The 6,065-nt window shown below is 57.3% G+C and carries 4 protein-coding genes; 1 reads left to right on the forward strand and 3 read right to left on the reverse strand.

Going from position 1 to position 6,065, the window contains the following annotated elements; genetic code table 11:
* Positions 1–82 precede the first annotated feature (82 nt).
* From ACOCD2_RS10700 to prfB, 3 genes are all read right to left on the reverse strand, one after another.
* Positions 83–916, reverse strand: coding sequence for a hypothetical protein (locus tag ACOCD2_RS10700; RefSeq protein WP_293646414.1), 834 nt, complete (start codon positions 914–916; stop codon positions 83–85).
* Positions 917–919: 3 nt separating this feature from the next.
* Positions 920–2,401 carry a lysine--tRNA ligase gene (gene lysS, locus ACOCD2_RS10705; protein ID WP_293646412.1) on the reverse strand — a complete coding sequence of 494 codons (1,482 nt, stop codon included), beginning with the start codon at positions 2,399–2,401 and terminating at the stop codon, positions 920–922.
* Between the two features lie 102 nt (positions 2,402–2,503).
* A protein-coding gene (gene prfB, locus ACOCD2_RS10710) for a peptide chain release factor 2 (RefSeq protein WP_293646410.1) occupies positions 2,504–3,602 on the reverse strand; the annotation gives its coding sequence in 2 pieces (ribosomal slippage) (positions 2,504–3,526 and positions 3,528–3,602; 1,098 coding nt in all).
* 225 nt (positions 3,603–3,827) lie between these two features.
* Between prfB and ACOCD2_RS10715 the strand changes: the two genes are divergently transcribed.
* Complete coding sequence (locus tag ACOCD2_RS10715; RefSeq protein WP_293646408.1) at positions 3,828–5,867, forward strand: LTA synthase family protein; 2,040 nt, start codon at positions 3,828–3,830, stop codon at positions 5,865–5,867.
* Positions 5,868–6,065 lie beyond the last annotated feature (198 nt).

Here is a 6,065-nt window from a genome sequence, read left to right on the forward strand (position 1 = left end):
CCGCGTTTGGATGCCTACTTTGCTTCCCCTCTGGCGCTATGCGCACGACGGGTAAGCAGTGCGGCCTCGCGGCTACTGGGGTCTACCAGCCTTCGCTTCGCTCTCCATGGCTGGCAGCGACGGTCTTCTCGGCCGAGAGCAGATAGTTCTTTTCCACGGAGTGCCAGCTTCTGCGGGCAAGCGCATAGTGAACATCGGAAGGTTTTCCCACCAGTACAAGATTAAGAGGATCACCCTCTTTGCTTCCCCGTGCATCGCCGGTACAGCAAGGCAACTGCTTCAGCAGTTTGCGCAGCCCTTCCACGTCCGTATCGATGATGGCTTCCGGTGGATACAGATCGGTGACTTCCGGCAGACGATATCCCTGCAGCTCAGGTACCGGCAGATAGACGGGTACCTGCCAGGCGCCATCCACGCCACGCAACACCAGCTGGGCGACACGGTTCAGATGACTGCTGCTTACGAACAGGTAACCCGCCCTCTTGCCATGTGCCGGAACAGGATTGCGAAAACGACTGCTGCGGAGCTTGTCACTCAGTACAGCCAGTCGCTCCAGCCCGAGTTCTTCCTGCAGCGAATACAGTATTTCGCTGACCGGATAATAGTCCCAGTCCAGGGACGAGCGCAGCAGCCACCAGGAGGTATCTGTCTGGTTGCCAATCTCTATCCAGAGGCCGCGTATCCGCCTCTGGGTCAGATCGACGCCGAGTTGCTGCTGCATTTCTTCCTTTCCCAGGATCCGCAGCGTCAGGCGCAGTTTGCCGTCTGCCAGCACACGAACAATGGGATCCCGTGAGTGCGCTGAGGGCGCTACGGGATCAAAAAGACCGCCGGCAGGTTTGGATGCACAGCCCGACAGGAAAAGCAGCAATCCCAGCAATGGAAGATACCTGCCTGTTCCTTTCCATGTAGCCATGGTTTATCCCTGGGGACGCATATGGGGGAACAGCAGCACATCCCTGATGGAAGGCACATCGGCAAAAAGCATCACCAGGCGGTCGATGCCGATGCCCTCTCCTGCAGTTGGTGGCAGACCGTGTTCCAGAGCGCGCACGTAGTCTTCGTCGAAGTGCATGGCCTCATCATCGCCGGCATCTTTCTCCTCCACCTGCTTGCGGAAACGCTCGGCCTGGTCTTCCGGATCGTTGAGCTCAGAAAAACCGTTGGCGATTTCTCTGCCCCCGACAAAGAATTCGAAGCGGTCGGTGACGAAGGGATCTTCATCGTTGCGACGCGCCAGGGGAGACACTTCCGTGGGATAAGCGGTAATGAAGGTCGGATCCTTGAGGTTGTGCTCCACTGTCTTTTCGAAGATCTCGATCTGGATCTTGCCCAGGCCATAGCCCGGTTTGACATCCACGCCCAGCCTTTCGGCATGGACCACTGCCTTCTCCCTTTTATCCAGATCCGCTGCGGGAATATCGGGATTGAAATGCAGTATGGATTCTTTCACCGTCAGTCGGGTAAAAGGCTTGCCAAAATCATAGGTATCACCCTGGGACTCGATCACCGTGCTGCCAAGCAGGTCCTTTGCAATCCCACGCAGCATAGCTTCGGTGAGATCCATCAGGTGATGATAGTCCGCATAGGCTTCGTAGAATTCCAGCATGGTGAATTCAGGATTGTGACGCGTGGACAGGCCCTCGTTGCGGAAATTTCGATTGATCTCGAACACCTTTTCAAAACCGCCCACCACCAGGCGCTTGAGATACAGCTCTGGCGCGATTCGCAGGTAAAGCGGCAGATCCAGTGCATTGTGATGGGTAACGAAAGGACGCGCCGTGGCGCCACCGGGAATCACTTGCATCATGGGTGTCTCCACTTCCAGAAACCCCCGCTCGACCAGGAAACGGCGGATATAGTCGATCATCCGCGAGCGCAGTATGAATATCTTGCGCGATTCGGGATTCATGATCAGATCGAGATAGCGCTGCCGGTAACGCAGTTCGGTATCCTGCAGGCCATGCCATTTCTCCGGCAGGGGACGCAGAGATTTCGTCAGCAGTTTCGCCTGCTTCATATTGACGTACAGATCTCCCTTGCCCGACTTGTGCACCGGGCCTTCAGCACCCACGATATCGCCGATATCCCATGTCTTTGTCTCTTCAAGCAAATCAGCCGGCAGACCTTTTCGGTCCACGTAGAACTGGATCTGGCCACTCATGTCCTGAATGACCAGGAAAGGCCCCCGCTTGGCCATGATGCGCCCCGCCACCTTTGCCTGACGGTCGAGCTCCTTCAGTTCTTCCTTGCTCTTGTCGCCCAGTTCCCGGGTCAGATCCTCGGCAAGGTCCTCGCGGCGAAAGTCATTGGGAAAGGCCACGCCCTGTTCGCGCCTGCTCTGCAGCTTCTCACGACGCTGGGCAATGAGCTTGTTTTCATCCTGGGTGTTGTCATTCATTTTCTTCAAATACCGGTTGTAGGTCGGACTTCAGTCCGACGGACTTCTAGTTGGGCTGAAGCCCAACCTACGTAACAGACCTCAGGCCAAAGACGCCTCGCGTCACAGACCGCTTTTGAGACTGGCCTCGATAAACATGTCCAGGCCACCATCAAGCACCGCCTGGGTATTGCCGGTTTCCACGCCGGTGCGCAAATCCTTGATGCGGGACTGGTCCAGCACATAGGACCTTATCTGGCTGCCCCAGCCGATATCGGACTTGGCATCCTCCAGTTCCTGCTGGTTTTCCATACGCTTGGCCATCTCCAGTTCATAGAGCTTGGCCTTGAGCTGTTTCATGGCCTGGTCCTTGTTCTTGTGCTGGGAACGTCCGCTCTGGCACTGCACGACGGTGTTGGTCGGCAGGTGAGTCAGGCGCACGGCGGATTCGGTCTTGTTGACGTGCTGACCACCGGCACCGGAAGCGCGGTACACGTCCACGCGGATATCCGCCGGATTCAGATCAATCTCCACACTGTCGTCGATTTCCGGTGACACGAAAACAGCCGCAAAGGACGTGTGACGGCGGCCGCCGGAATCGTAGGGTGACTTTCGCACCAGCCGGTGCACACCGGTTTCGGTGCGCAGCCAGCCAAAGGCATACGGACCTTCAAAACGGATGGACGCTGACTTGATACCCGCTACTTCGCCGGGAGAGACTTCCATGAGCTCGGTCTTGAAACCGTGAGCCTCTCCCCAGCGCAGGTACATGCGCAGCAGCATCTCCGCCCAGTCCTGGGCTTCGGTGCCGCCGGAACCCGCCTGGATTTCCACAAAGGCGTTGTTGGCATCCATCTCGCCCGAGAACATGCGCCGGAACTCCAGTTCTTCCACACGCTTCTCGAAGGCATTGGTGTCTGCGGAAATACTGGCAACAGATTCCTCGTCGCCCTCTTCCACAGACATTTCCAGCAGGTCGGCAGCATCATCCAGACCCGCGGCTATCTCGTCCATGTTGTCCACCACGGCTTCCAGGTCCGCGCGTTCCCGGCCGAGCGCCTGGGCACGATCAGGATCGTTCCAGACATCAGGGTCCTCCAGTTCAGCCAGGACCTCAGTCAGCCGTTCTTTCTTTTCAGGGTAGTCAAAGATACCCCCTGAGAGAATCCAGACGTCCCTTCAAATCAGCAATCTTGTTGGTAATGGGGTTAATATCCTGCATCACGGTTCCTCGGTTTCAGGAAAGCGCTAGTGTACTCAGTTTGAAGACGCACCGAAAGGCCGGATACCTGTTCCTGCCACTTTTTGCAGGGCGGCGGTCCCCTTCAATCCGGTGCGGGACACACACGAACACCGGCCTGACCTGGGCAGATGGGCGTTGCCAGCAGTATTCAATTGCGATGATCGGCTATAATCTCATCCTTTCCTGCTTCTGCCGCTCTTACACATGAACTACACCAGCCGCTTGCGCCCTCTTTTTGCCGATATCGGTTTTATCAGTCTTTCGGCTCTGCTGCTGCTCTTCGTGCAGGCGATACTACGCGCGGTTCTCTGGGCAAGAAATCCGGATCTTGCCAGCGGCACTCCCACTACCGATTTACTCTGGGCTTTTGTTGTAGGACTGCGCTTCGACCTCATTATCAGCAGCTATATCCTCCTGCCCCTGGTCCTGGCGCTGCTGCTGCCGAACGGTCTTGGCCAGCGCAAACTGGCAAAAGCCTGGCTGATCGTCACCGCCGCCATCGTTCTGTTCCTGGGCATTTCAGAACCGGAGTTCTATCATGAATTCCACACCCGGCTGAACAGTCTTGCCATTCAGTATCTGAAAGAAGACCCGGCGACCGTGAGCAGCATGATCTGGCACGGTTTTCCGGTGGTCCGTTACCTGCTGCTGTGGGCTGTTCTGGTTGCACTTTTCACATGGATCCTGGTGAAAGCAGATCAGCTGACCCGCAAGTTCGGACGGCATTACCCTGCCTGGTGGCTGCGTCTGCCTGTTTTTCTGATCTGCGCCTTCCTGATCGCCTGGGGAGCCCGTGGCACCCTGCGTTCAGGTGCCCCTCTACGCTGGGGTGACGCATTCCACAGCCAGAGCCTGTTTGCCAACCATCTGGCACTCAATGGCACCTGGTCACTGGCCAGAGCGGCCATGGGCAACAAGAAAAAGGATGCGGGGAAAAGCTGGCTCAAGATCATGCCCGCCGCTCAGGCGCTGGAGCGCACGCGCAAGCTGCTGCTGACTCCCGATGACACGCTCGTACTGCCGGCACAGTATCCTGTTCTGCGCCGCCATACGCCTCGGCCCCGCTTGCCCGTACAGCCCAGAAACCTCGTGTTTATCATCATGGAGAGTTTTTCCGGTCAGTTCACTGGCGCCCTGGGCAATGATCACGGCATTACGCCACGCTTCGATGAGCTGGCGAAAGATGGCCTGATCTTCGACCGTTTCTTTTCCAACGGCACTCACACCCACCAGGGCATGTTCTCCACCGTTGCCTGCTTTCCCAACCTGCCTGGCTTCGAATACCTGATGCAGGAACCCGAGGGCCAGCACCAGTTCTCAGGTCTGCCCGCACTGCTCAAGCCCATGGGCTTCGAAGATGTCTATGTATACAACGGCGCGTTCAACTGGGACAACCAGAAGGGCTTCTTCCGCAATCAGGGCATGACCCGCTTCATCGGCCGGGATCACATGGAAAACCCGGTATTCACCGATCCCACCTGGGGGGTCTCAGATCAGGACATGTTCGACCAGGCCCTGCGCGAACTGAATCGCATGCCCGCGGAAAAACCTTTCTTCGCCGTGTTGCAGACCCTGTCAAACCACACGCCCTATGCCCTGCCTGATCCTCTGCCGGTCAGTCCGGTAACCGGGTTCGGCGGCCTGAACGCACACCTTACGGCCCAGCGCTATGCCGACTGGGCGCTGGGGCGCTTTTTCGACGAGGCCAGGAAACAACCCTGGTACAAGGATACGCTGTTCATGCTGGTAGGTGATCATGGCTTCGGGGTGAAAAACCAGCTCAGCGAAATCGATCTGCTGCGTTTTCACGTACCCATGCTGCTGCTGGCGCCCGGCATTCAGGATGTCTATGGCAAGCGTGTGCACACCGCCGCCACCCAGCAGGACATCGTCCCCACCGCCGTCAGCCTGCTTCTGGGCAAGCCCTTCACTCACCAGTGCTGGGGGCGGGATTTGCTATCCCTTCCTGCAGACGATCCCGGCTTCGGCATCATCAAGCCCTCGGGCAGCGATCATACGGTGGCACACTTCCGTGGTGATCGCATCGTTATCAAACCACCTCATGGCAAGGCAATAGCCGGGCGTTATCAGCTCTATCCCACACCCTCTTTCACTCCTGACAAAGAGATGCCCGAAAAAGCCGATATGCTGGCCGATCTCAAGGCCTATGTCAGCACCGCCATGCACGCCCTGCTAGAAAACCGCACGGGGCTGCCTCCAGCTGCCGATGCGGAAAACCCCTGACGTCCGGTCTGTATTTATCCGGGAAAGCCCAGTCGTATCCGCAAGCATCTCTCCCCGGCCGGGATTAAAATCCTGGCCAGTAACTACTCACCCCTAAGATGAGTACAAGCCTGCCTCCATGGATCTACAATCGCTTTTTCATGTCTGTAGAGGCTTGACATCATAGTACGCCGAGTCTATGCTATTGACCCAACACAT

This window comes from Thiolapillus sp. (genome assembly GCF_048562965.1).
Classification (GTDB): domain Bacteria; phylum Pseudomonadota; class Gammaproteobacteria; order Chromatiales; family Chromatiaceae; genus Thiolapillus; species Thiolapillus brandeum_A.

Coding starts and splice junctions, on each gene's coding strand:
- ACOCD2_RS10700 (WP_293646414.1), bottom strand. CDS start 916: ATGGCTACATGGAAAGGAACAGGCAGGTATCTTCCATTGCTGGGATTG.
- lysS (WP_293646412.1), bottom strand. CDS start 2,401: ATGAATGACAACACCCAGGATGAAAACAAGCTCATTGCCCAGCGTCGT.
- ACOCD2_RS10715 (WP_293646408.1), top strand. CDS start 3,828: ATGAACTACACCAGCCGCTTGCGCCCTCTTTTTGCCGATATCGGTTTT.